21 protein-coding genes are annotated in these 21,556 nt (G+C 49.9%); 8 read left to right on the forward strand and 13 right to left on the reverse strand.

Annotated features, from left to right (window positions below; translation table 11 throughout):
• Positions 1-99: 99 nt before the first annotated feature.
• From ACNI29_RS05105 to ACNI29_RS20130, 8 genes are all read right to left on the reverse strand, one after another.
• A complete protein-coding gene (locus ACNI29_RS05105; protein WP_419781117.1) occupies positions 100-771 on the reverse strand; it encodes a phosphate propanoyltransferase in 672 nt (223 codons plus the stop codon).
• A 113-nt stretch (positions 772-884) separates the two neighbouring features.
• A complete protein-coding gene (gene eutM, locus ACNI29_RS05110; RefSeq protein ID WP_015850358.1) occupies positions 885-1,169 on the reverse strand; it encodes an ethanolamine utilization microcompartment protein EutM in 285 nt (94 codons plus the stop codon).
• Positions 1,170-1,273: 104 nt separating this feature from the next.
• Positions 1,274-2,719, reverse strand: a complete 1,446-nt coding sequence (locus ACNI29_RS05115) for an acetaldehyde dehydrogenase (acetylating) (RefSeq protein ID WP_419781118.1) — start codon at positions 2,717-2,719, stop codon at positions 1,274-1,276.
• A 16-nt stretch (positions 2,720-2,735) separates the two neighbouring features.
• A complete protein-coding gene (locus ACNI29_RS05120) occupies positions 2,736-3,386 on the reverse strand; it encodes a BMC domain-containing protein (RefSeq protein WP_419781119.1) in 651 nt (216 codons plus the stop codon).
• A gap of 95 nt (positions 3,387-3,481) precedes the next feature.
• Positions 3,482-4,411, reverse strand: a complete 930-nt coding sequence (gene cutD, locus ACNI29_RS05125) for a choline TMA-lyase-activating enzyme (protein WP_419781120.1) — start codon at positions 4,409-4,411, stop codon at positions 3,482-3,484.
• Between the two features lie 67 nt (positions 4,412-4,478).
• A complete protein-coding gene (cutC, locus tag ACNI29_RS05130; protein ID WP_419781121.1) occupies positions 4,479-7,034 on the reverse strand; it encodes a choline trimethylamine-lyase in 2,556 nt (851 codons plus the stop codon).
• Positions 7,035-7,065: 31 nt separating this feature from the next.
• Complete coding sequence (locus tag ACNI29_RS05135; RefSeq protein ID WP_419781122.1) at positions 7,066-8,553, reverse strand: aldehyde dehydrogenase family protein; 1,488 nt, start codon at positions 8,551-8,553, stop codon at positions 7,066-7,068.
• 108 nt (positions 8,554-8,661) lie between these two features.
• The gene (locus ACNI29_RS20130; RefSeq protein ID WP_426803763.1) at positions 8,662-9,276 is read right to left on the reverse strand and encodes a BMC-T shell protein; all 615 of its coding nucleotides are present in this window, start codon (positions 9,274-9,276) and stop codon (positions 8,662-8,664) included.
• A 752-nt stretch (positions 9,277-10,028) separates the two neighbouring features.
• Here ACNI29_RS20130 and ACNI29_RS05150 point away from each other — a divergent pair.
• The 6 genes from ACNI29_RS05150 to ACNI29_RS05175 all read left to right on the forward strand — a co-directional run bounded on the left by ACNI29_RS05150 (position 10,029) and on the right by ACNI29_RS05175 (position 14,831).
• A complete protein-coding gene (locus tag ACNI29_RS05150) occupies positions 10,029-11,114 on the forward strand; it encodes a hypothetical protein (protein ID WP_419781123.1) in 1,086 nt (361 codons plus the stop codon).
• Positions 11,114-11,380, forward strand: coding sequence for a hypothetical protein (locus ACNI29_RS05155; RefSeq protein ID WP_419781124.1), 267 nt, complete (start codon positions 11,114-11,116; stop codon positions 11,378-11,380). The genes ACNI29_RS05150 and ACNI29_RS05155 overlap by 1 nt, the downstream gene beginning before the upstream one ends.
• Before the next feature lie 143 nt (positions 11,381-11,523).
• A complete protein-coding gene (locus ACNI29_RS05160) occupies positions 11,524-12,375 on the forward strand; it encodes a choline utilization transcriptional activator (protein WP_419781125.1) in 852 nt (283 codons plus the stop codon).
• A 156-nt stretch (positions 12,376-12,531) separates the two neighbouring features.
• On the forward strand, positions 12,532-13,290 hold the full coding sequence (locus ACNI29_RS05165; RefSeq protein WP_419781126.1) for a DUF362 domain-containing protein: 759 nt from the start codon (positions 12,532-12,534) through the stop codon (positions 13,288-13,290).
• Between the two features lie 155 nt (positions 13,291-13,445).
• Positions 13,446-14,324: a M14 family metallopeptidase gene (locus ACNI29_RS05170; protein WP_419781127.1), complete on the forward strand. Its 879-nt coding sequence runs from the start codon at positions 13,446-13,448 to the stop codon at positions 14,322-14,324.
• Between the two features lie 21 nt (positions 14,325-14,345).
• Positions 14,346-14,831, forward strand: a complete 486-nt coding sequence (locus ACNI29_RS05175; protein WP_419781128.1) for a YbaK/EbsC family protein — start codon at positions 14,346-14,348, stop codon at positions 14,829-14,831.
• Positions 14,832-14,886: 55 nt separating this feature from the next.
• Here the strand turns inward: ACNI29_RS05175 and ACNI29_RS05180 are convergent, their stop codons facing one another.
• The 5 genes from ACNI29_RS05180 to ACNI29_RS05200 all read right to left on the reverse strand — a co-directional run bounded on the left by ACNI29_RS05180 (position 14,887) and on the right by ACNI29_RS05200 (position 19,215).
• Complete coding sequence (locus ACNI29_RS05180) at positions 14,887-15,114, reverse strand: hypothetical protein (RefSeq protein ID WP_419781129.1); 228 nt, start codon at positions 15,112-15,114, stop codon at positions 14,887-14,889.
• Positions 15,115-15,271: 157 nt separating this feature from the next.
• On the reverse strand, positions 15,272-15,733 hold the full coding sequence (locus tag ACNI29_RS05185) for a Fur family transcriptional regulator (protein ID WP_419781130.1): 462 nt from the start codon (positions 15,731-15,733) through the stop codon (positions 15,272-15,274).
• 138 nt (positions 15,734-15,871) lie between these two features.
• The gene (locus ACNI29_RS05190; protein WP_419781131.1) at positions 15,872-16,558 is read right to left on the reverse strand and encodes a hypothetical protein; all 687 of its coding nucleotides are present in this window, start codon (positions 16,556-16,558) and stop codon (positions 15,872-15,874) included.
• 211 nt (positions 16,559-16,769) lie between these two features.
• Positions 16,770-17,717: a DMT family transporter gene (locus ACNI29_RS05195; RefSeq protein ID WP_419781132.1), complete on the reverse strand. Its 948-nt coding sequence runs from the start codon at positions 17,715-17,717 to the stop codon at positions 16,770-16,772.
• Positions 17,718-17,916: 199 nt separating this feature from the next.
• A complete protein-coding gene (locus ACNI29_RS05200) occupies positions 17,917-19,215 on the reverse strand; it encodes an MBL fold metallo-hydrolase (protein ID WP_419781133.1) in 1,299 nt (432 codons plus the stop codon).
• A gap of 202 nt (positions 19,216-19,417) precedes the next feature.
• On the opposite strand from ACNI29_RS05200, the gene ACNI29_RS05205 reads away from it, so the two are divergent.
• Both ACNI29_RS05205 and ACNI29_RS05210 read left to right on the forward strand, forming a co-directional pair.
• The gene (locus tag ACNI29_RS05205; protein WP_419781134.1) at positions 19,418-20,455 is read left to right on the forward strand and encodes a LacI family DNA-binding transcriptional regulator; all 1,038 of its coding nucleotides are present in this window, start codon (positions 19,418-19,420) and stop codon (positions 20,453-20,455) included.
• A gap of 67 nt (positions 20,456-20,522) precedes the next feature.
• A complete protein-coding gene (locus tag ACNI29_RS05210; RefSeq protein WP_419781135.1) occupies positions 20,523-21,530 on the forward strand; it encodes a C4-dicarboxylate TRAP transporter substrate-binding protein in 1,008 nt (335 codons plus the stop codon).
• The last annotated feature ends 26 nt before the right edge of the window (positions 21,531-21,556 follow it).

The raw sequence follows: 21,556 nt of genomic DNA on the forward strand, positions 1-21,556 counted from the left end.
TTGAAACTAAGCGGCGAAGCCTTAACAAAAGGTTTTGGGATTCTTAAACCCTTTTGCAAAAGGGTTTAAGGCCCCCGGCAGGGCCGCCGGAGGCATATCTTACTTTACAATCTTACCGGTAACGGACTTGTTCCAGCCTGCGCTGTTGCCTTCATCGGGGTCGATGTGCATAGCCAGCTTGAATTCGGGGTGGACGCGGCAAACCACGTCTTCGAGGATAACCGGGCGGTCGCTCTCGAGGCGCACGCTTACGCGGTCATTGTCTTTCACGCCGAACTTGTCTCCATCTTCGGGGGACATGTGGATATGGCGGGCTGCTACGATAACACCTTCTTCAAGGCCGACGATGCCGGTCTGGGAAGCGAGGATGATACCGGGAGTTCCTTTGGTGTCGCCTGACTGGCGGACCGGGGCTTTGATGCCCAGGGAACGCGCTTCGGTGTTGGAAATTTCTACCTGTGATGCGGGACGTGCGGGGCCGAGTACAGCGACGTTATCCATAACGCCTTTGGGGCCGATGAGGCGCACCCGCTCTTCACAGAGAAACTGCCCGGGCTGGGAAAGTTCCCGTACCGCGGTCAGGGGTTTACCGAAAAGTTCAAGAGCATCCTGCTCGCTGAGGTGAACGTGGCGGGCGGAAAGTTCTACGGGGATAGGTCCGGTTGCTCCGCTGGAAACGGATACATGGGGAGCTTCGGTCTTCAGCTGGTCGATTACGCCCTTGATGACCCCTTCCAGAATATTATTGATGGCTTGTTCGTTCATGCTCATGTCTTGGTAAAATTTTGTTGTTTGATTTGGCCGGGAAAGGAAAGCGCATGCGGGCAGAACTTACCTTTCCCGGCCCTGATGCCTTAGGCGGACCTAGGGCAAACAAGCATTAATTAACCTTCAGCTTTAGGAAGGATGATTTCAACTTCGCCGTGGGGGCGGGGGATAACGTGAACGCTGATCAGCTCACCAACGTTCTGTGCAGCTGCTGCGCCTGCGTCGGTAGCTGCTTTAACAGCACCAACATCGCCGCGAACCATAACGGTAACGAGACCGCCGCCAACCTGAGTCTTACCGACCAGAGTTACGTTTGCTGCTTTTACCATTGCGTCAGCTGCTTCTACTGCGCCAACGAGACCTTTGGTTTCAATCATACCCAGTGCGTTCAATGAGGACATTTTTGTTCTCCTTTAAATTGATTTATCGGCCCCTAAAGGGACCACCCTCTATTCCCTGATGCGGGAATCGCTTTTTATTTAGAGCGGGAAGCTTTGGCTTCCGGCTATACCATCTGTTTGAGCTGCTCGACGATCATGGCGGTAATTGCCTGAACATCGATGGACTCGGAACCGGCTGCGGATGCTGCAGGTGCTGCTTCGCAGGTAGTATTTCCGAGATCGTAAGCCATTCTTCTCACGTTCATGAGGTTGAGCGGAGTAACGTTATCGGAAGTGGAGCTTCCGCCTACAGTACCGCAACCAAGGGTAAAGGAGGGGAAGAGAGAGGTAGTAAGGCCCACAGCACCGTGGGTGGAAGGAGTGTTAACCAGCATTCTGGAAACAGGCTTCTTCATACCGAATTCACGGATAACTTCTTCATTCTTGGAATGAATGGCGAGGGAATGGCCGATGCCGCCGTTTTCGAGCAACGCGTGGCACATCTCACAAGCACCCTTCCAATCTTCAACAACGTAGAAACCAAGCAGCGCGGTGAGTTTTTCCTTGGAGAAGGGGTACTTTGCGCCCACGCCTTCTTCATCAGAAATGAGCAGACGGGTTCCTGCAGGCACGGAAATTCCGGCCAGCTTGGCAATGTAACAGGCGTCGCGACCTACGATTGCGGGGTTCATGGAACCGTTGCCGCGCTCCATAACTGCTTTAACCTTGGTCAGGTCTTCACCGTAAAGGAAGTAACCGCCCTGTGCGATGAGCTCGGCCTTAACCTGCTCAGCAATGCAGGACTCAGTGATCACAGACTGCTCAGATGCGCAGACAGTACCGTTGTCAAAGGTCTTACTTGCAAAAATCTTGGTAACCGCATCTTTAATGTCCGCAGATCTTTCGATGTAAGCGGGAACGTTACCGGCACCTACTCCCAATGCGGGGGTACCGGAACTGTATGCAGCCTTGACCATGCCCGGACCACCGGTAGCAAGAATGAGGTCGGCAACTTTCATGAGCTCGGCACTACCCTGCAGGGAGGGGACACTCATTACACTGACCAGATCTTCGCAGACGCCGCAGTCGTGCAGTACGGAACGGATCATCTCAACGGTCTTGCCGATACATTTCTTTGCACTGGGATGCGGGGTGAAAACAATAGCGTTACCGGACTTCAGGGAGATCATTGATTTGTAGATAGTCGTAGACGTGGGGTTGGTGGAGGGGATGATCCCTGCGATAACACCCATGGGTACGGCGATCTCGACAATCTTATCTTCCTTGTTGTCGCAAAGCACACCGATGGTTTTCATATCCTTAATGGCTTCGAAAAGGTTCTTACTGGCAAGAATGTTCTTGGTTTTCTTGTCTTGAACCTTACCAAAACCGGTCTCTTCAACTGCGAGCGCGGCAAGGGTTTCTGCCTGAGCGTAGGCTGCTTCAGAAATCGCCTTTACAATGCCGTCTACCTTTTCCTGACCCATTTCCGCCAAATCAGCCTGAGCTTTCTTTGCTGCACGGACCAGTGAACGGGCTTCTTGAATGGACAATAAATCCTTGTCTACCATTGGATAACTCCTCTATCTACCTGGTAACATTTATAATCGCGTCAATAAGGGTCTTCTTGGTGGCCTTCTTGACCTCTGCATCGGTCAGAGAAATACCTTTCAAGCTTCTGGCAATCTGCCGAACCTTACTGATTTTCATTTTCCTGAGTTCCGCAGCCCGGTATTTCGGGGTTTCCTCCTTCACCGGAGCAGCTTCCTTTACTTCGGGAGCTGCCGAGACTTCTTTCTCAGCCTCTGGAGCGGACTCCTGCACTGCCGGAGCTTCGGGCTTCTCTTCGAAAGCTTCCGGAGCTTCAGCTTTTTCTTCCACGGGAGCAGGCTCGGCCTGCTCTTCCGCAGAAGCGGGCGATTGTGCTGTTTCCCTTGAAATTTCTTTTTCTTCTTTTACAGGGGCACTGGTAGCGATAATCCTGCTCAGTTCTTCGTAAGGACGGGCGATTACGTGACGAGATACCAGCTCGGTTCCTTCAATGCGGTTAATTGCTGCAGCACCGGCCTCAACAGAAGCCTGCACAGCGGAAACTTCTCCGGAGACAGTTACAGTCACCAGCCCGCCGCCGGAAATGTTCTTCTCCAGCAAGGTGACTGCAGCGGCTTTGAGCATTGCATCTGCACCCTCAATAGCGGCCAGCAGCCCTTTTGTTTCGATGAATCCAAGTGCGTCCATAGATCTATTCTCCCTCATCACTGATTTGGACTAACGTCCCGTCCGAAAACTTTCTTCTAAGCAAAAAACACTTATGCGGTTTTGCTTAATGGCACTTAATGTCTGACTACCGCGACCGGAAAATTATACTTGCTGATGGCCTGCTCTATGCGTTCGAGATCGGCATCGCTCAGTTTGGGGTCACCTTCCACCGGGTATTCCCAGCCAAGCTGGGTATACTTATTGACGCCCATCTTGTGGTAGGGAAGCAAATCCACCCCTTTGAAATTTTTTAGATCCTGATAAGGCTTAAGCATTTCTACAAGCTGCAGGATTTCGTCTTCACCGTCGTTGACGCCTTTGAGCATAGGCATTCTGATTCTGACGTTGTACCTGTTCTCAAGGAGCCAGATCAGGTTCTGGAGAATCATCTCATTGCGCACACCGGTAATTTCACGGTGACGTTCAGAATTCATATGTTTGACGTCAAAGAGGAAGAGGTCCACGAAGGGTGCTACCTTTGCAACCACTTCGGGGCGGGCATAGCCGCAGGTCTCAATGGCAGTATTAATGCCGCGCTGCTTACAGGTCTGGAGCAGACTTGCCGCTGCTTCAGGCTGGGACAGAACTTCACCGCCGCCGAGTGTCACGCCGCCGCCGGAAGTTTCATAAAACGGGCGGTCTTCTTCGATGATCTCTACCAGTTCGGAAATTGTCTTTGTCTCGCCAACAATAGCCAGTGCACTCTGGAGACATGCATTTTCACATTTACGACAACCGATACATTCGATCTCGCGGTCGATGATGTGTTCACCGGCAGCATCCATCTTGTGGATTCCGGCGGGACAGGCGGAGACACATGCTCCGCAGTTGATACACTGTTCCTTTTTGTAAAGGATCTCGTATTTTTTAAACTGTCCCTCGGGATTAGAGCACCATTCACAGCGCAGGGGGCACCCCTGAAAGAATACGAGAGTCCTCACTCCCGGTCCGTCATGCATATTGTACTTCTGGACATTGAATATCTGAGCTTTTCTTTCGATCACGATACTTATCTCTTGCTGTGTTGTTACTTCCAATCCCGAGGGACTTTCATTCAATCAGTAGTCGAACCTAGATTGCGTCCATCATGGTACGGCTGATGATCTCATCCTGTACGTCTTTGCAGAGTTCTACGAAGAATGCAGAGTAACCTGCTACGCGTACAACGAGGTCACGGTATTTCTCGGGGTGCTTCTGGGCATCGAGAAGAGTTGCGTTATCAAGGTAGTTGAACTGCATTTCACCGTTGCCCAGTGCACTTGCGGTGCGCAGCAGGGTAATGATGGAATTTTCACCTTCGGTGGTGTCGAGCAGTCCGGACATGATCTTGAAGTTGTGAACCATACCTATGTTCATCATGTCGTTAGCCATCTTGGAAACGGACTTGATAACCGCAGTGGGTCCCTTGTAGTCCGCGCCCTGGGTCGGGCTGATACCGTCGGAGAGAGGCATCCATGCGTCACGTCCGTTAGCGGATGCGCCGAGGAGCTGGCCGAACGGGGTGTTGTTAGAGATGGACAGGGTTCCGTGGCTGAGTACGGAGTACAGGGTCTTGTACTTGCGGTGCTCAGTTTCGGTAAAATGAACGAGGTCTGCGCAGATCATATCCACGTAGTCGTCATCGTTACCGTATTTAGGTGCTGCGAGGCAGTCAGCCTTGATCTGGTCGTATCCCTTGAACTCGGCAACGAGAGCTTCGTTAATCTGTGCAAGAGAGTACTTCTTATCATCGAAAACCAGCTTTTTAATGGCTGCCATAGAGTCGGCATAGGTTGCGAGACCGGACCAGACAACGCCGGGACCGAAGTTGTACATGGCGCCGCCGGAGGCTACGTCCTTGCCGGACTCCATGGTGCCTTCGTACATGAGGGACATGAGGGGTTTAGGAGCATGATCCCTATGAACGCGCTGGGAAATTACAGTTGCAACGCTGGTCCACTTAGTCACGTACTTGATCATTTCCTTAACAGCACCTTCGAATTTTTCGTAGGTGTCGTAAGACTCAAGAGGACCGAAATCCGGGCAAACCTGCTTGCCGTACCAGAGCGGTACACCGTGGTTCATGACCAGCTCGATGCAGATGGGCCACTGAGTGTATGCTGTGGAAGTCCACTGGTAGAGACGGCCGGACTTCTGAGGCTCAACACAACCCATGAGGCAGTAATCGCGGGCATCTTCAATGGATACGCCTTTTGCGAGCATCATCTTGATGTGAGCATCGTCGAAGTGAACAGCGGGGAATCCCATACCAGCACGAATAACTTCAACAATCTTCTTCAGGTACTTCTGGGGAGACTTGTTGTGTACGCGGGTAGCCAGTGTGGGCTGGTAGATTTTAACGTGACGTACTGCGTCCATGAGCAAGTAGGTCAGATCGTTGGTTGCGTCGAAACCTTCACGGGTAACACCGCCAACGCACATGTTAACGAAGGGCTGGTAACCGGCGAAGAACTTGGAGGCATCTTCACTGGTGAGCCACATCATTTCAGACATTTTAACGAGCATACAACCGGCGAGGTCAAAAGCTTCGTATTCTGTCATGCGGCCGGCTTCGAGGTCAGCCTTGAAGAAGGGGTACATGTACTGGTCAACACGGCCGATGGACATACCGGTCTGGTTTTCTTCAACAACCAGCAGAGACTCAACAGTCCATACTGCCTGAATAGCTTCCCAGAAAGTTTCGGGCTTGTGAGCAGGTACGCGAGCGTTAACTTCGGAGATTTTGAGCAGTTCAGCCTTACGCTTGGGATCGGTTTCCTGAGCGGCTTTCTGAGCTGCGTACTCGGACATACGCTTAGCGTAGATCATGACACCTTCTGCAGTGTCGATGACGGACTTGTAAAAGTAAATTTTATCGAGATCTTCGGGGTTCTCGTAATCGAGTTCTTCGAGGTGTGCTTCAGCTTCGGCTTTGATGTCGAGCATACCTTTTTTCATCAGGATAACATCGTAACCGGGGTTGGAGTCACCACCACCGTTAACAGCGTGGTAGGAGCAGTCGGAAACGTAGGACTCAGCGGAGAGTTCCCAGAGACCTGCTTCGCGGTACTGGCCTTCGCAGTACTCGTCGAGGGACTTGCTTTCCCAGAAGGGGAAAAGCTCTTCCTTCATGTATTTCTTGTCTTCTTCAGAAATAAAGAAGGGGTCCTGCGGACGGTAAGCAATGGTATCCAGCTCGTCTCTCATCCAGCGCCATGCGATTTCAGGAGAGAAGGAACCGCGACGGGGAGCACCGGTGGGGTTACCTACGATGAGTTCGTGGTCCTGAATTATCAGAGGAGCCTGTTCGCAGCTTGCGCGAAAGCTTTTACCGCGAAGGATTGCCGGAGGAATACCGGGGTTTGCCTTAGCGATTTCGGTCATTACACGAGCGGACTCAACACTGACAGAAGGAACATGCTTGAGGAAGTTTTCTTTCAGTTTAAGGTGACGCTCGGTGGGACCATCGGGAATACCCTTGGTCTCAGTGCAGGTTGCTGCAGCAGCTGCAGGAGCAGGCTGTTCTGCCCCCTCTTTGAAAACCTCTGCGGAAACGCCTTCGAAAATTTTCTTCAGCGAGGCACGTTCTGCGTCGGTAAGGTTTTTGGTAGCTTCAGCAAGCTTGTTGGAAAAACTTTGAAGATCCACTGTATTTCCTCCGTTTAAGGGATTTGATTCTTTAGCGATCCGCAGGATCATCTATGGCTTCAATGGCCTGTTGCAGGATCTGTTGGATGGCCTGCACGACATTGGAATCGTTTACATTTATTTTATTTAGACCGATGCTCTGGCCGGACTGTCCCAGCACATCACCCGCGCTCTTAACCCCACGGCCGACCTTTCTAACGTAGATCAGGTTTTTGGGAGAGACGTTATCGGAAGTGATGCCGAAACCGGCAGAAGAACTGCCCAGAGTCATTGAGGGAAACAGATTAGTGGTTGCGCCCATGCCGCCGAAAGCAGCCGGAGTGTTGACCAGAAGACGGCCGACAGGCTTCTTAAGTGCGAACTGGAGAATCACGTCCTCATCTGCGGAGTGAATAACCAGAGTGTGGGCGTTCCTTTCATGAAGAAGAAGTTCGATGCACTTTTCACAGGCATGCATCCAGTCGTCTTCCACGTAGAGGGCCAGTACCGGAGAAAGAAATTCTCTATAGTAGGGGTCGGTGTCGGATACGTATTTGCGTTCCGCCACCAGAACGGTGGTATTTTCGGGGATGCTGAAACCGGCTCTAAGGGCCAGCACCTGCGCTGATTGTCCGGCCATCCCCTTTCTGCGCTGCCCGTCGGGCGCAATGAACAGTTCAGCCAGGGAATCGGCCTCACTTTCAGACATGAAGTATGCCCCGCAGGAAATCAGGGAACGACGCACATCATTGGCAACGCAGGAATCGACAACGATGGATTGCTCCGCTGAAGGAGCAATCCCGTTATCAAAAGTCTTGCTTGCAATGATGTCTTGAACAGCCTGCCCAATGTCGGCAGTTCGTTCGATGAAAGCCGGACCGTTGCCGGTTCCCCCGTAAATGACCGGTTTACCTGTTTGCTGAGCATACTCAATCATCCCGGGGACTCCGGTAACCATGACCAGTGAAACGTTCCTGTGGTTCATAAGCTCACAGGTTCCGCTCTTGGTGACTGTTTCCAGATAGGAAATACAGCCCTCGGGAAGCCCACAGGCTTCTCCGGCTTCGATCATAATATCCAGAACCCGGCCGATGCTTTTTACAGCAGCGGGATGGGGGGAAAAAATAACACCGTTTCCGGATTTTAACGCAATCAGAGTATTGTAGACCGTAGTAGAAACCGGTCCTGTCACCGGACAAAGGGCGGCGATAACCCCAACGGGAACGCCAATGTCGGTAATCTGTTTCTGCGGGTCTTCATTAATGACCCCCACACAACGCATACCGCGCAGCTCCTTGCGAACCTGATTACAGACAAAACGGTTCTTAACCAGTTTGTCCTGCCATCTGCCGCCGTCAGTCTCTTCGTGAGACATGAGCGCCAGCTCTTCGGCATGCTCCTCAACCGCATCCGCAATGTGCTCGACTATTTCATCAAGCTTTTCCTGCGGAAAGGTTGCCAGCTTTTTCTGGGCTTCGAACCCGTTTTCGGCCAGAATTCTGGCCTGCTGGATGGAGAGTAAATCGTTGTCAACAATCATCGCTTACCCCTTTACCTGTGACTGAAACGTTATTTAACTACCCGGCATTTGCCTGCGTCTTGTGTCCGTTTTTTTAAATTCAGGAACTGAATCTAAAAGCGGCTGCCACTAGGGAAGCAGGTTGTCGATTGCGTAAATCTTAGTGATCTGCTCCAGGTCGTGGTGAGGAGTTGGGATAACCAGGGATGCGTATACTTTCGCGTCCATCTGTTCCACAGCCTTCACTCCGGCTTCAACAGCGGCCTGACAGGCTGCCACATCACCTTGAACCAGAACAGAAATGTATCCGGAAGCAACGTTTTCATAGCCGATGAGTTCTACATCAGCGGCTTTCATCATCGCGTCTGCTGCTTCAAGGATAAAAACAATACCGAATGTTTCAATCAGACCCATTGCCCGCGGACGGGGGCCGGATGCATCGGAGTCTGCGGTCTCCACACCGTGGACTGACACGATGTCGCCGACGCCACGAATGGGGCGGGGCATTACGTTCTGAGCGGTAAGTTCGCCAATTTCTGCTGCGGTTGCAGCACCTGCTTCAACAGAAGCCTTAACCGCCGCAACATCACCCTTGACCATTACGGCCACGAGGGTTGAACCGATGTTTTCATAACCGACGAGCTTAACATCTGCTGTTTTCAACATCTGGTCCGCGCCACCGATGGACGGAACCATTCCGAGAGTTTCGATAAGCCCGAGAGCCTCTTCGCCTTGATACCTCATGTAATCTCCATTGAGCTGGTATTTCAGTTCAAAACCATGACTTATGACTTTTGACGGATGCTTGTCTTAAGAATCCACCTTTTCCACATCCTTCACACAGCCTAGCCCCTGACCTAAGGGGGAAGGTCAATAAGCTTTTCACAATTTTAGCAACTTTTTTCATAAACAGCTGAAGACATTGATGTTTTGGATATGACAATTCCGTCACGACAAAAAGTGCATGATTCTCAGAATCAACAGGCTTATAGAGGCAATACTCTCCCCTGAGTTTAGTTCTCAATCAATGGTTTCTGGCTTGAACCAGAATTCAGTTTCATATGTCAGTATCGTCAAAAGCGCCAAATTTGTCGGTTTAGATGTGTTCTCACCAAACTGAACAGCAAAACCAATATGTCACTTAAATGTAACGCTGAGCGCTTGCTTTTTATCATTTGCATAGTAGACTGGGAGGTAATTTGGATAATTTTTTTCTATTTTCAATTGACTTAGCATAAACCACCGTATTTAGGGACTATTTTATAATTTTACCTACAGCCCCATCTCCGATATCAGGCTATTTCATCAGATAATCAAAAAAACCGCGTTGACCTTCCCCTTAAGGGAAAGGATATAAATTTAAGAACTAGGACCTTCCCGTTAGGGTAAGGATGTTCTCTCCCTGCGATGTGGCAGTAAGTTCATATGCATTCAATTAGGAAGCAGGGATCAGGGTGTGAATTTTTGATTAACTTTTAATGAATAAGGAGACGACCATGGGGGAAGCAACTGTTGCAACCAACCCGGCAGCCGTCGCTGCAAAGCACAAGCTGGCTAGCAGCTTTAAAAGAAAGGGAATCGTAATCGCCCTTCTTTCCGGACTGCTGTATGGTTTTTACACTGCCTTTATGACTCTCGGAATGTCTAAAGGGATTTGGATTGACTGGTACGGTGAAAACTCCGGCCTTTCCGCTTTTACAGTTATGTATCTCTTGAGCGCAATCGGCGCGGCAACCACCGACACATGCAGCGCTCTCTGGGCTGTAGGTATTGCTGGCTTCCGCGGGCGTTTCGCAGACTTTGTTCGCTGCATCAAAACCAAACCCGGCATGGTAATGGTCGCCGCTGCAATTATCGGCGGACCTCTTGCAAGTACCGCTTACGTAGTAGGTCTTCAGCTTGCCGGCTCCCTGGTAGTTCCCATTGCAGCCCTCTGCCCTGCAGTCGGTGCAATCCTCGGCCGTTTCCTCTTCAAACAGAAACTTAACGCCCGTATGCTGTTCGGTATCGCCATCTGCTTCGGCGCAAGCTTCATGATCGGCTCCACCAGCCTCGACGGCTCAGGCGGCCCCAACATGATGCTCGGACTCTTCTTCGGTTTCCTCGCGGCTGTATGCTGGGGTATCGAAGGTTGTGTCTGCGGTTACGGCACTTCCATGATCGACCCTGAAATCGGCATCACCATCCGTCAGGTTACCGCCGGCTTCTCCAACCTTTTCATCCTCGTACCCCTGTTCGGCTTCATCGCTCACGTTGATGCTTTCGGCATGGTTGTACAGTCTTTCACCGACAGCGAAGCAATGATCTGGTTCGTTCTCGCAGGTCTTTCCGCATACCTGACCTTCATGTACTGGTATAAAGGAAACGCAATGTGCGGCGCAGCTCTGGGTATGTCCTGCAACGGAACCTTCTCCTTCTGGGGTCCCTTCTGCTGCTGGATCATCCTTGGTGTTGCCATGGGTATGGAAGGCTGGGATATGCCTCCCATCGCATGGGCAGCAGCTGTAATCATGGTCATCGGTATCTTCATCATCTCCATGAACCCCATGGACCTGTTCAAGAATAACGAGGAGAATGCATAATGATCCCACTTAACTACGCTATCCTGAAGCACTTCACTAAAGTTGAAGAAGCCTGCGCAGACTGCGTCATGGAAGCCCTTAAAAATGAATACGGTTCCTTCAAGGCTTTTAAGAAGCCTTCAATCATCAACGCCCTGATGACTGCCGAAGCAAACGGACTCCTCGAAGAGTCCCGCTTCGACCTCGACTCCAATCAGGAGTTGCGCGTATACTACCGCGCCCACGAGGAAGGAGCCGAAACAATCAATAAATACATTAAAGGTTAATCTATACCTCACCGAAGCAAGGGGAGTGTCTCACAAAGGCACTCCCCGCTTTCATATGGAATACAACGTGCATGACCGCAGGTAAAAATTCAGTTGAATTAATCTCCCAAATACCGGACCATAAAGACTGGAGGAGAGGACCAGTGAAGTACAAGGAACGTTATTTCATCGGGGACATGAGCAAGATTTGCAACATATCCAAGAAAGCACTACGTTACTACGATCAGATCAATCTCATCCCCTCGCAGCGGCACGACTATAACAACTACAGGTATTATACCCGGGAGTCCCTGCTATCTGTCCCGGTAATCAAATACTACAAACAGATGGGTTTCACCCTCGAAGAAATGAAAGAATTCATCGAGGGTAGTGCGCAACATGTTTTTAAGTCCATACAGCACTCGTTCCGGGCCAAGATCAGGGAACTTGAAGAGGAACAGGAAAAAATCCGGCGCAGACACGTATCCGTCAAAGACTGGTACGAACTGGTTCGCGAAGCGGAAATGGCAATTGATAACAACATCAATCAGGTTTCGGTCAAATACATCGAGAGCAGTGACCTGCTCTTTCAGGACCAGCTGTTTGAAAACGACCTGCAATGGTCAATCATCAACCTTGAATTCACCCAGCATGTGGAAGATGTGAACAACGAAATCACCGGACCTGTGATTATCAATTTTTCATCCCGCAAAGACCGCATCGAAGGTGAAAACCAGAACATCAGGATGCTGCAGAAAACGGTCATCCCCTGCAGCGAAGAGAACACTTATGAATTCGGCGGGGACATGATGCTCTCCTGCTACCATCTCGGCGCCCACGAAGACATCCATAAGACTTATATGAAGATGGAACGCTGGGCAGCCAACAGCGGTTACCTGCTTGGGGAAGAATCATTTGAGCGCTACGTGACTGACTACTGGACCACCAGCAACAGCGAGAAATTCGTGACTGAAATCCTGATCAAATGCTCGCGCCACGGAGATCAGGATATTTAACTGCAAACCAACCACGCATACAACTATGGCCTGTTTCCTTTTGGAAGCGGGCCTTTTTTAATGTACTTCACTTTTGACTGAATAGATTTTAAACTTAAGCAAACACCCACTCATGGCAATTCAGCAGCAATACGTTCCCATATAACAAGGAAAGACATGCAGTCCGTAGCAGAAGTAAAATACACCGACTATCGTTGTTCTGTTAAAGAAGCATTGGATAAAATCGGAGCAGCCGGGCTGATCGCAGCCGAAGACAAGATTCTGCTCAAACCCAATCTGGTCAACAGCTCCCCGCCCCCGGTAACTACTAACCCGGAGTTCTTTCGTGCGGTAATAGAATATGTACAGGCGGCCAACCCGCAAGCACAGATCATTATCGGCGAAGGGTGCGGGGACAAGGGATATGAAACAGGTGAAATTTTCAAGATCCTCGGTTACGAACGCATGGCTCAAGAATGCGGGGTTGAACTGCTTGATTTGAACCACGCCCCGCTCTGCAAAAAAGAGATTGAAGGAGCCAAGGTCTTTCCAAAAATATACCTGCCGGAAATAGCTTTCACCCATAAGACAATCTCCCTGCCCAACCTGAAAGCGCACTCGCTGGCCGGGATTACCGGAGCCATGAAAAACATGATGGGCTATGCGCCCCCGGCCCACTACGACACCGGAAGCTGGAAGAAATCATTTTTCCACCGGCAGATGCAGCAATCAGTGAAAGAACTGAACATGGTAATCCCCCCTTGGCTTTCAGTAATGGACGCCAGTGTCGGACTTGCCGACTACCATCTGGGCGGCGCACTCTGCGATCCGGCCCCGGAACTGATACTTGCCAGCTTCGATCCCTTTGCACTTGACCGCAGGGCGGCGGAACTCCTCGGCCTGAACTGGCGCGATATCGGTCATCTGCGCGATTAAGTCGTTGCAGATTTCCAAAGAAGCCACGAAACCGGGCAAGGCCCGGAAAAGAGATTCAAACCTGATTTTTCTACTCTTCAGTCCTCTTTTAATAGATGAAATAAGGTGGTATGCACTGTGCATACCACCTTATTTTTTTGAATAAAAGGATTGTCATGAGTAAAAGCAAATGGGGAACTGAAGAAAAAAGCAAGTGGCTGAAGCAAGCCGTTTTTGAAAAAGACTATAAAAAAGACGTGCTGGACAGGATCTTCGCCCTGCCGGAGACACTGCGCATGGAGAAATACGGCCAGCTCTCATACGACCCTGAACGCTACCCGATTTACGGAATTTTATCCGCAGACTGGTCTGCAGAGCTACCCACCGCACTTATTACTGCCGGGGTACATGGTTATGAAACCGGGGGCATTTATTCAGCACTGGAATTTCTGGAAAGCATGGCTCAGGATTATGCCGGGAAATTCAATCTGGCGGTTGTACCCTGCGTAAGCCCTTGGGGTTATGAAACCAACAACCGCTGGAATCCTTACACCGTGGACCCGAACCGCTCCTTCGCCAACGGGGAAGCCGAAGAATCCACTCTGCTCAAGAAATTCGTAACCAACATACCGGGCGATATTCTGATCCACATCGACCTGCATGAAACAACTGACCGCGACAAAACCGTATTCCGGCCCGCACTGGCAGCAAGAGACGGTGTGGAATGCGATAACGATACTATCCCGCAGGGCTTCTACCTTGTGGCAGACGAAGAAAGACCGGAACTTGATTTCCAGAAAGCAATAATTAAAGCTGTTGAAGCGGTAACACCAATCGCTCCTGAAGATGAAGAAGGGAAGATTCTCGGCAAACCTGCCAAGGACCACGGGGTGATATATTACCCCATGCAAGAACTTGGATTAAGCGGCATGTTGACCAATGCCCCCTACCACACCACCACCGAAATCTACCCCGACGGCGATTGGATGACCCGGCAGGCCTGCATTGACGGACAGCTCGCGGTCATTAAAAGCGGTTTGGATTACGTGATCTAAATTTTCATAGAGGAGTAAATCATGGCAGATAATTCAAGCAGCAGCTTGCTCCGGGTACAGGAGTATCTTTCAAGATCCGGCAACGATTTTGAAGTCAGGGAATTCTCCAGCTCCACCAGAACAGCCGCCGATGCTGCGGATAGCATTGGCTGCGAAGTGGGGCAGATAGCAAAATCACTTATTTTTCAAGACAAAAAGACCGACGAATTAGTGCTGATCATAGCTTCCGGCAGCAACCGCGTGGATACCAAAAAAATCAGCAAGTCCGTCGGCTTCAAGCTCAAACAGGCAAAGGCTGATCTGGTTAAAGAAAAAACCGGGTTTGCCATCGGCGGCATTCCACCGATAGCTCACACAGAACAATTGCAGACCATACTTGATGAAGACCTGCAGCAGTACGTTGAAATCTGGGCCGCAGCGGGAACTCCCCATTCAGTGTTCCAACTGACCCCGACTTCGCTGGAAGAGCTTACCAAGGGTAATTGGCTCAATCTGAAACAGGAATAAGAAATCCCCGGAAATAAATATTTCCGGGGATTCTTCTATTACGAGACCAATTCAACTATGTTTCAGCCTCAAGTTCAGCTTCAGCTTTGGCGTCCCTAACTATTTCTTTGAATTCTTCGGTGCTTTTCTGGTAGGAATCCACTACCCAGTCCTTGGCTTTCACTCCGGTCCGGACAGCTGATTTGGTTACAGATCTCACAGTTTCAGACTTATAAGCAGCATAGCAAACCAGTCCACCGACAACAGAACCTGCCGCAACAAGCGCAATTCTTCCAAGACTCATATAATATACTCCTCCTGCACGCCGGGCACATGGCGCAGCGGTTTAAAATTCCGACTCCGGTCAATTTTTATCAATTTGATATGAGTATATTTATACTTTGAAAATTTATCTGTAAAACCGAGACGTTGACTACCAATTTCAAAAATATGCCAGAACGCTATTCTTCTTCAAGGTTCTGGCATTCAGGACACAAACCGAACAGAATCATACGATGGCGGGTCAGGATATAACCATTTTTCCGGGCCAACTCTTCCTGCTTGCGTTCAATGGTTTCATCAAGGACTTCCACTTTTCTATCGCAACGGGTGCAAATAAGATGGTCGTGGTGTGCATGGCCGAAAGAATGCTCATAAAGAGCAACACCGCAACCAAAATCAAGGCTGTCGGCCAGACCGCTATCAACAAGTAGTTTCAGCGTCCTGTATACTGTTGCCAAGCCTACTTCCGGAACATTCTGCTGCACCAGATTCAAAAGATCCTCAGCTGAAAAATGTCCTTCGGTATCAAGGAAAGTCTCGACTATCACCTTACGCTGGGGAGTCATGCTCAACCCGTTTCGTGCTAGGTAATCTACAAATATTTTTCTTGCTTCTTCTGACATGGTGAAAATGAAATCCATTTTCACACACATGTCAAGCCCTTTCAAAATTTAATATTCAGGAAGTTTCCAAACTGCCAAAACATCTTGCCTGCTCAAAACACAAAACCCCGCAATACACCAGCATTGCGGGGTTCTGTGTTTAAAATACTTTGCGGGCTATTGCGCTGCCCGGCTCTTAAGGCTTGCAAAGGCCAGAATGACACCGAGCACACCGCCGAGGAAAGCTGCAAAGATAATGCGCATATCAGGCGGAAGCATGAAAGTCACAGTCTGGGCCGGAATCCAGAAAACAGGCACTGTCTTCTTAAGTACAAAACCCCACATGTTATCCCAGTTAATGGCCGCCAGACGGGCCGCGACATCCACCGGAGCAATCAAGGCCCGCACGCTCCCATTATGGACCTGAATATGATCGTCATAAATCTTATGCAGGATCATCAGTACCGGGGCAAAAACCGTGTTGAGCATTACGCTGGTGGTAAAGGAAATCAACAAGCGGGCAAAGAATCCATCTTCCGCGCTAACATTCCAGCCGAAAGAAGTCAGTACTGCCGGGGAGCCGACCGCAAAAACGGAAAAGCAGGCCTTGAGAAACAGCCCGATAAATCCCCACATGACCGCCCTCGCAATCAGTCCGAAGCCGGGACGCCAGTAACGGCCATCCACGATACGCAAAGCAACGCATTCCCCGAAGGTGGCGAGCACGGCAAATTTGATGAAGCTTAAAATATAGCCATGTTCTTTGGTGTATAGCTGAAAAGTATCAATAGGATGCGGCTGGCAGGCAATCCATACAAATAGCAGCGCAATTACGCTTAAAACAATATAATCCGAACGTTTCATGCAAACTCCCTTAAGCAGGCTGAAGAATAGTAGTCTTTTTGTGATTCTAACGAAATTCAATCGCCGATAATGCAAAATGAATTCCGTGCCTCAGCTGAATAAGTGAGTTTAGAAGAAAATTCCACTTAATTTACCAGCGGATTTCTTTTTTATCCAAGCCCCCAGCCGTACAAACCAGCACAAGGAGCTTATTGCTGTTCACAAATAAACTTTACTTTCTTGTAGCAGTTCCCATCCAGATGGCCGCAAGAGCAATCACCGCCCCGCTCAACTCAATAAACCCTGCAGGCTTACCGAAAATGAGCATATCCCAGACGTAAGAGAGAGCCGGCATAATCAGAATGGTCAACCCTGCCTGCGCGCTGCTGATTCCCGGCAGACCTTTGGAAATCATGAACCAGCCCAAAGCCTGCGAGACAATGCCGTATAGAACCAGCCAGAGAATATCATCTGATGTCGGAATAGCGATGGATGTGGATTCCCAAAGAAAGAAAATCCCCATGCTGGCAGCAGAAGCCAATGTGACCAGAGCCACAACACAAACCGCCGGGATATCGGGTGACAGCATTTGAATATAGCGGATAGCGAGAGTGTACATTGCCAGCCAGAACGCCGCACTGAGACCCAGCCCGGCCCCGCCCATGTCACTATTTAAAAGCGTGGCAGGCGTAATGCCTATGAGCAGGCAAAGGCCTATCAGGGCAAGCGGGATAGCCAGCGCAAAACGCATGGAAAGCCTTTCGTTAAAGAACAGCCATCCGGCAAGTGCCAAAATGAAGACCTGAAAATTGATCAGGATTGTTGCAACACCCGGACCTAGAATATTTATCGACCTGTGCCAGCACATCAGATCCAGTGTAAGGCAGACACCGCCGCTAATAATCAGCATAAAATGCCGTTGCAGAACTTTCAAAAGCGATGCCCTATCGAATTTCGCCGCGATAGCCAGCAGACAGAAACCGCCTATGAAGACCCGGTAAAATGCCGAAACATCGGCATGAGTAGTCGAAAGTTTAGCGAAAACAGCAGAAAAGCTGATGCAAACCGCACCAAGAACAACAAACAACAATGGTGATATACTCAAAAAATGATTCCACTTTGCAACACCGGTTGCTGATTTGCATCCACTCACAACAGCAACTTCCCTGCTATCACCCATAAAACAACACCTTGTATGTAAAACGTAAAATCGACACAAATGAACAGCTTGAGCCAAGCAAGTTACATTCCATGCACAAGCATGCTCAAAACTGCAAAATAAAGCTGTACAAGGCTGATTTTCGGGAAAAATCAAATGGGTAGAGATGCAACAATGCAACATCACAAAAGGTACAGAACCTTACAAAAGGTACAGAACCTTACAAAAGGTCACTCAGCACATACCAAAGCCCTTCCTCTGCCAGCGGAAAAGGAGAATTTTCCAATCGGGAGCAATGGTAACCAAGCACCTTTCCGTTGATCTTGCTTTGCAGAGCCTCCACCTGTTTCCAGTGGGAATGAACACTGTCAGGGTTATCAAATTCTATTTCGTGAAAAACAAGATCACAATCAGCGAACCACTCGGCTTCGAGTTCAGGACGGTTGAGGATTTTATTGATCTCTTCATCATACTTGGTGTCACCGGAGTAGCCGAAACTTTTCCCGCCAGCACAGATCTTCAGCCCGATGGAACCGTAAGGCAGGATATGGTGGTTCCAGCGGCTTTCAATACTGACAGGCCCAAGAGTCAAAGGGGTTCCCGGCTGCAATGAAAAGCGCTGCACATGGTCTTCCAGATCAGGAAAAAGCGGTGAGTACAAATCTTCCATCACCCGGAAAACATTGTCGGCAAGGATAAGGTTCAATTTGCGGCCGTGTTTACGCGCCCGCTCAATGCAGGCAGTAAAGCCCTGTACATGGTCTTCATGGTTGTGGGTAAACAGATAATGAGTGACATCGTCCCAGTGGATTCCATGTCGCGCCAGAGTCTGCGCCGGATAACCGCAGGGGTCGATCCAGATCACATATTCCCCGAAACGGACAATGGAATTCGCAACAGTTCCGATCACCCCGTTACCGCAACCGACGGGAACAACTTCAAGATGTTCACGCTCTTTGCCGTCACGGGCAACGGTCTCCAGCACGGCTTCCACTTCTTTGTCAGGATTGCCCGCCGGAGGGAAATCACTGCGCCGGTATACAACCTTCCCATCTTCGGTGATGACCACGTCATCGTCAGCGCAACATATTTCCAGCGTGCCGAATTTGCAACAGGGGTCGGCAACATTGGAATGAAACCATTTTCCAAGCCAGTCCTTGCGCACCACAGAAAAGTTCTGCTCATCAAAGAAGTAAGGGAAGATGCGCTCAAGATTATGCTCCAGCTGCCCGACATTCTGCTTAAGCCCGACATATTCCTTTAAAATACCGCCCCTGATCTGGGCCTGCCAGAGAACAAACTCTTCACCGGTGCGGCTATCCCCGGACATGGAAACTTCCCACGGTAGAACCACCACGATCTCCTCCCGGAAACCGTGTTCGTTCAGAAACTTGACCACATCCGGCATGCTGCCAACGCGCACAGTCCCTTTACCTGTACTCACAAGATCAACACTCATGGAGCAATATTCAATGCGCCGGACACCTCCGGTCAATTCTCTTAAGCTGCTTCTGGTCATCAATAATTCCATCCGAATGTATATGTTTACATTGCTGTAACCCTAGCGAAAGAAAAACGTCACATCAAGCCGTGCAAAGCCGAAACATATAGAATATAAAAATTAAATAATTACAAGACATTAAAATGTTTATCCATAAAGTTGTTGACACTGAAAAACGCCAACTGATACCAGAATGTAAACGTTTACATCAGAGGTTGCAGTGAGCACAATTCTTGACGTTGCCAGACTGGCACAAGTTTCCACCGCCACGGTGTCGAGGGTAATCAATTCCCCTGAGACAGTGCGTGAATCCACCCGGAAGAAAGTCCTCCGGGCGATGAAGATGTGCAACTATAAGTATAACGCCTTGGCCCGTGGGTTTGTCACCAAAAAATCAAACACCATCGGCCTGATCATTCCCAATATCAACAACCCCGTTTTTGCCGAATCCACCCTCGGAGTTCAGGAATACGCCAACAGCAAGAACATCAAGGTCATTCTCGGTAATACTTCATACGATGCCGAGCAGGAACAAAGTGTTATCAAGGCCCTGCGCGAAAGTCAGGTCGACGGGCTGATTATCACTTCCACCGATCCCAAAGGAAAACTGATCAAATCACTCACCGAAGAAAACGTTCCCATCGTGCTGCTTTTCAGCACAATCAAACCCGGCCCTATTTCCGCCGTCGGAGTCGATAACTACCGGGGCGGTTATGAAGCAACCGAACATCTCATCTCGCTGGGACACCGCAGAATCGGTATGGTTTCCGGAAACTTCGCCATCAGCGATAGGGCCCACCACCGCTGGCACGGATACAGGCAATGCCTCAAGGACAACAACATTCCCTACGACAGTCAATTGCTGATCCAGACCGAATACTCCCTTGAGGGAGGCCGGGATTCCATTGGGAAACTGCTGCAACTGGACGCACCGCCCAGCGCAGTTTTCTGTTCCAATGACTACCTAGCTTTGGGAGCAATCAAAGGTGCGATGCAGGCGGGACTAACCCTGCCCGAAGACCTTTCCATTGTGGGTTTTGATGATATGCCCACCGCCTCATACATGATCCCGGCACTGACCACTATCAACCAGCCTGCCTATGAAATGGGTAGAACAGCCTGTGAAATTTTGCTGCAGATCATGGAGGACCCTACATTGGTCATGCAGCACATGATGGAGACCAAACTGGTTGTCCGGGAATCCACTGCAGCCATAGCAAACGATGCCGCTGCCGGGGACAATATGGACAAGCAGTAGCTAAAGAATTGCAGCAACAGTTGCCGTAATTCTTAATAAGTGAGGAACCTTTAGGAGGAAGATTGAAATGAGCTTCAAGAAAACCCTTTCCGTGCTTTGTGCAGGAGCTATCCTGCTTCTGTCCATGTCCGCCGTATGTATAGCCGGCGACGACTACAAACTGACCCTGAAACTGAGCCACGTATTCAGTCCGGCTGAACAGCTTTCCAAATCCATGGATGCTGTTGCAGATTCCATCTACAAGAAAACCGACGGCGCAATCAACATCCAGACTTTTCCGCAGGCACAGCTTCCCGCGTATAAGGAAGGTGTTGAGCAGGTTGTTCGCGGCGCACGCTTTATCTCTGTTGAAGACCCCTCTTTCATCGGCGACTACGTTCCCGATTTCAAGGCACTCTACGCTCCCATGCTTTACCGCAGCTTTGACGAATACGTTAAGCTGACCCAGTCCGACCTCGTTAAAAAAATGCAGGCCGAAGCTGAAAAGCAGGGAATCAAAATTCTTGCTCTCGATTTCATCTATGGTTTCCGTAACCTGATCACCCAGAAAGTCATCAAGACTCCTGCTGATCTCAAAGGTATGAAAATCCGTACCCCCGGTTCCAAATCCTACATCGACACCCTCAACGCCATGGGCGCTGTTGCAACTCCCCTGCCCTGGGGTGAAACCCTTTCCGCAGTCCAGCAGGGCGTAGTTGACGGCCTCGAAGGTTCCGAATTCACCAACATCGGTACCAAAGTATACGAAGGCCCCACCAAGAACGTAGCGAATACCCGCCACATCCTCGGTACCTGTGGTGTATACATCTCCACCAAGGTCTGGAACGACATTCCTGCAAAGTACCAGAAGATCATTCAGGATGAATTCACCAATGGTGCAGACCACATGGTCAACCTGCTCAAGTCCCAGCACGGCGGCGTGGTTGAAGAACTCGAATCCTACGGCGTAAAATTCAACGAAGTTGACGGTGACGCTTTCCGCGCAGCCCTGAAGCCCCTTTATAAGGAGCAGAAAGGCATGACCCCCGGCGTTTTCCAGTCCATCTTCAAAGAACTCGACGCAATGAGAAAATAAAAACCTTACGGCGCATGGAAGTACTG

The sequence above is a fragment of the Maridesulfovibrio spiralis (SeqCode) genome (assembly GCF_048571135.1).
Taxonomy (GTDB): domain Bacteria; phylum Desulfobacterota; class Desulfovibrionia; order Desulfovibrionales; family Desulfovibrionaceae; genus Maridesulfovibrio; species Maridesulfovibrio spiralis.

Excerpts from the sequence above, each read along its gene's own strand:
- ACNI29_RS05120 (WP_419781119.1), bottom strand. The coding sequence starts at position 3,386 with ATGGACGCACTTGGATTCATCGAAACAAAAGGGCTGCTGGCCGCTATT.
- ACNI29_RS05180 (WP_419781129.1), bottom strand. The coding sequence starts at position 15,114 with ATGAGTCTTGGAAGAATTGCGCTTGTTGCGGCAGGTTCTGTTGTCGGT.
- ACNI29_RS05200 (WP_419781133.1), bottom strand. The coding sequence starts at position 19,215 with ATGACCAGAAGCAGCTTAAGAGAATTGACCGGAGGTGTCCGGCGCATT.
- eutM (WP_015850358.1), bottom strand. The coding sequence starts at position 1,169 with ATGTCCTCATTGAACGCACTGGGTATGATTGAAACCAAAGGTCTCGTT.
- ACNI29_RS05170 (WP_419781127.1), top strand. The coding sequence starts at position 13,446 with ATGAGTAAAAGCAAATGGGGAACTGAAGAAAAAAGCAAGTGGCTGAAG.
- ACNI29_RS05115 (WP_419781118.1), bottom strand. The coding sequence starts at position 2,719 with ATGGTAGACAAGGATTTATTGTCCATTCAAGAAGCCCGTTCACTGGTC.
- ACNI29_RS05175 (WP_419781128.1), top strand. The coding sequence starts at position 14,346 with ATGGCAGATAATTCAAGCAGCAGCTTGCTCCGGGTACAGGAGTATCTT.
- ACNI29_RS05165 (WP_419781126.1), top strand. The coding sequence starts at position 12,532 with ATGCAGTCCGTAGCAGAAGTAAAATACACCGACTATCGTTGTTCTGTT.
- ACNI29_RS05135 (WP_419781122.1), bottom strand. The coding sequence starts at position 8,553 with ATGATTGTTGACAACGATTTACTCTCCATCCAGCAGGCCAGAATTCTG.
- ACNI29_RS05155 (WP_419781124.1), top strand. The coding sequence starts at position 11,114 with ATGATCCCACTTAACTACGCTATCCTGAAGCACTTCACTAAAGTTGAA.
- ACNI29_RS20130 (WP_426803763.1), bottom strand. The coding sequence starts at position 9,276 with ATGAGGTATCAAGGCGAAGAGGCTCTCGGGCTTATCGAAACTCTCGGA.
- ACNI29_RS05195 (WP_419781132.1), bottom strand. The coding sequence starts at position 17,717 with ATGGGTGATAGCAGGGAAGTTGCTGTTGTGAGTGGATGCAAATCAGCA.
- ACNI29_RS05150 (WP_419781123.1), top strand. The coding sequence starts at position 10,029 with ATGGGGGAAGCAACTGTTGCAACCAACCCGGCAGCCGTCGCTGCAAAG.
- ACNI29_RS05190 (WP_419781131.1), bottom strand. The coding sequence starts at position 16,558 with ATGAAACGTTCGGATTATATTGTTTTAAGCGTAATTGCGCTGCTATTT.
- ACNI29_RS05105 (WP_419781117.1), bottom strand. The coding sequence starts at position 771 with ATGAGCATGAACGAACAAGCCATCAATAATATTCTGGAAGGGGTCATC.
- ACNI29_RS05185 (WP_419781130.1), bottom strand. The coding sequence starts at position 15,733 with ATGGATTTCATTTTCACCATGTCAGAAGAAGCAAGAAAAATATTTGTA.
- ACNI29_RS05210 (WP_419781135.1), top strand. The coding sequence starts at position 20,523 with ATGAGCTTCAAGAAAACCCTTTCCGTGCTTTGTGCAGGAGCTATCCTG.